This window comes from Pseudomonas sp. FSL R10-0399 (assembly GCF_009600165.1).
Taxonomy (GTDB): Bacteria; Pseudomonadota; Gammaproteobacteria; order Pseudomonadales; family Pseudomonadaceae; genus Aquipseudomonas; species Aquipseudomonas helleri.
Genome location: NZ_WIWK01000221.1, coordinates 1 through 2,582, shown reverse-complemented (window position 1 = coordinate 2,582; position 2,582 = coordinate 1). Strand labels below are relative to the sequence as shown.

Sequence of the window (2,582 nt, the reverse complement as noted above, 5' to 3'; positions counted from 1 at the left end):
CGACTGGGCTCTGATGGCGCGTGGATGCCGCTGCTGGCAGAGCGCGGCGTCGAGCTGGCGGCCTTGCAGCCGAGCAATTGCGGGTTTGATGTGGCGGGCTGGAGCGAGGTGCTGCGCAGCAAGTTCGCCGGGGCGCCCTTGAAGAACATCGCCATTGCCCTGGAGCACAGCGCACCACGCTTGGGTGAATGCGTGATCACCGCCAGCGGCATTGAAGGCAGTTTGATTTATGCCTGGTCTGCGCCGATTCGTGAGGCCATCAACCAGCATGGCGCAGCGACGATATTGATCGATCTGTTGCCTAACAAGCCTGTGGATAAAATCGCCGCGGCCTTGGCCAAGCCGCGCGGCTCACGCTCGATGAGCAAGCATTTGCACAGCCAGTTGGGTCTGGACGGGGTAAAAGCGGCGCTGTTGCGCGAGCTGGCCCCGGCGGATGACTTCAACCACCCGGCGCAGTTGGCCAAAGCGATTAAAGCCCTGCCCCTGACACTGATCAAGGCACGACCGCTGGACGAGGCCATCAGCAGCGCCGGCGGCGTGCGCTTTGAGGCACTGGATCACAACCTGATGCTCAACACAGTACCGGGTGTGTTCTGCGCGGGCGAGATGCTGGACTGGGAAGCCCCCACCGGCGGTTACTTGCTCACCGGCTGCTTTGCCAGCGGGCGCGCCGCAGGGTTGGGGGTTTTAAGCTGGTTGCAAGCACAACGCTGATCACCTGGGTGGGAGCGGGCTTGCTCGCGATGGCATCGACGCGCTAATCAGATTGACCGAGGCGCCTGAATCGCGAGCAAGCCCGCTCCCACATATTGAAGGGCGGGTTATGGCTTGCGCTTGCGCGGGCCGGTGTTGAACACCGGGACTTTGCGCACAGGCTTGACCGAAGGCTCGGCCGGGGCCACGTCGCCGCTGTCCACCCATTTGCCCAGGTTGCGCTTGCCGCCACCGCCTGCTGCTTTAGGCTTTTTCGGTTTCTTCGGCTTTTTGACCACCTGGCCCGTCGCATCGGTTAGCGGCACGCGGTGCTCTGGCACAAAGTCGGGTTCTTCGTGGCGGGTCAATGTCTGACGGGTCAACATCTCGATTGCCGACAACATGTTCACTTCGTCCGCACAAACCAGCGAGATCGCCTCGCCTTTCTGGCCCGCTCGGCCGGTGCGACCAATGCGGTGAATGTAGTCTTCGGCCACGATCGGCAAGTCAAAGTTGACTACCAGCGGCAGGTCGTCGATGTCCAGGCCGCGCGCGGCGACGTCGGTGGCGACCAGAATTTGCACTTCGCTAGCCTTGAAACGATCCAGCGCCCGTTGACGGGTGGCTTGTGGCTTGTCGCCATGGATGCCGTCCGCGTTGATCCCCAGGCCTTGCAGCTTGTCTACCAGCTCATCAACGCCGTTACGGGTCTTGGCGAATACCAGCACCTGCTTCCAGCGCTGGCTGCGCAGCAAGTGCAGAAACAGCTCTGCCTTGCGCTTTTTATCAACCGGGATCACCCACTGCTTGACGCTGCTGGCCGCCACATTGCGTGGGCTGACTTCGATGCTCAGCGGGTTGTCGAGCATCTGCTCGGCCAACAGGCGGATCGCGTCCGAGAACGTTGCCGAGAACAGCAGGGTCTGGCGTTTTTTCGGCAAGGCACGGTAAATGTCGCGCAGCTCTTCGGAGAAACCGAGGTCGAGCATGCGGTCGGCTTCGTCGAGGATCAGGGTTTGCAACTGGTTGAACTTGATCGCGTTCTGGCGATACAGGTCGAGCAAGCGGCCGGGGGTCGCCACCAGTACATCAACGCCTTTGCGCAGCTTCATCATTTGCGGGTTGATGCTGACCCCGCCGTACACCGCATAGGTGCTCAATGGCAGGTGCTCGGCGTACTGGCGAATGTTCTCGTGAACCTGTTCGGCCAGTTCGCGGGTCGGCACCAGCACCAGCGCGCGGATCGAGTTGCTGGTGACCTTTGGCCCTTCCATGGTCAGCAATTGCAGCAATGGCAAGGCAAAGCCGCCTGTTTTGCCGGTGCCCGTCTGAGCGGCGGCCATCAGGTCACGGCCTGCCAGCACGGCGGGAATTGCTTGGGCCTGAACCGGGGTGGGGGTCTTGTAGCCGAGCGCCTCAAGGGCGCGCAGCAAGGGCTCGATCAGGCCAAGGGTGGCGAATGTCATGGGAATACCGTCGAAAAAGGTCTGCGCAGGGGTGCATAAAGTGCAATGGCGCGCAGTTTACCCTAATTCAGACGGTTTTCTGCTTGCGCCACTGCGGCAACCCGATCAACACCACGGCGCTGATGATCACCGCCATCGCCAGGCACTCTTCGAAGCCGATGCTCTCGCCCGCAAACACGATGCCCAGCATCACCGCCACGGCCGGGTTGACGTAGGCATAGCTGGTGGCGGCGGCCGGGCGCACGTTTTTCAGCAGGTACATGTAGGCGCTGAAGGCGATGATCGAGCCGAAGAACACCAGATACAGCAACGCGCCCCAGCCTGCGGCGGTTGGCAGATGGGTCATGCGCTCGCCGCTGAGCAGGCTGCCGGCCAGCAGCACCACACCTGCGGTGATCATTTCGGCGGCGCTGGCCATGG

Annotated in this window: 3 protein-coding genes; 1 reads left to right on the top strand and 2 read right to left on the bottom strand. The window is 62.2% G+C overall.

All coding sequences use genetic code 11. The features are described 5' to 3' along the window. Nucleotides 1-717 (top strand): TIGR03862 family flavoprotein (locus GHO41_RS28940; RefSeq protein ID WP_153435319.1); only part of this gene is annotated, 717 nt, incomplete at its 5' end. Between the two features lie 107 nt (nt 718-824). Here the strand turns inward: GHO41_RS28940 and GHO41_RS28935 are convergent. Then, the gene (locus GHO41_RS28935) at nt 825-2,162 is read right to left on the bottom strand and encodes a DEAD/DEAH box helicase (protein ID WP_153435318.1); all 1,338 of its coding nucleotides are present in this window, start codon (nt 2,160-2,162) and stop codon (nt 825-827) included. Between the two features lie 67 nt (nt 2,163-2,229). Beyond that, nucleotides 2,230-2,582: EamA family transporter (locus GHO41_RS28930; RefSeq protein WP_153435317.1), on the bottom strand; the 353-nt coding region annotated here is incomplete at its 5' end.

Coding starts and splice junctions, on each gene's coding strand:
- GHO41_RS28935 (WP_153435318.1), bottom strand. CDS start 2,162: ATGACATTCGCCACCCTTGGCCTGATCGAGCCCTTGCTGCGCGCCCTT.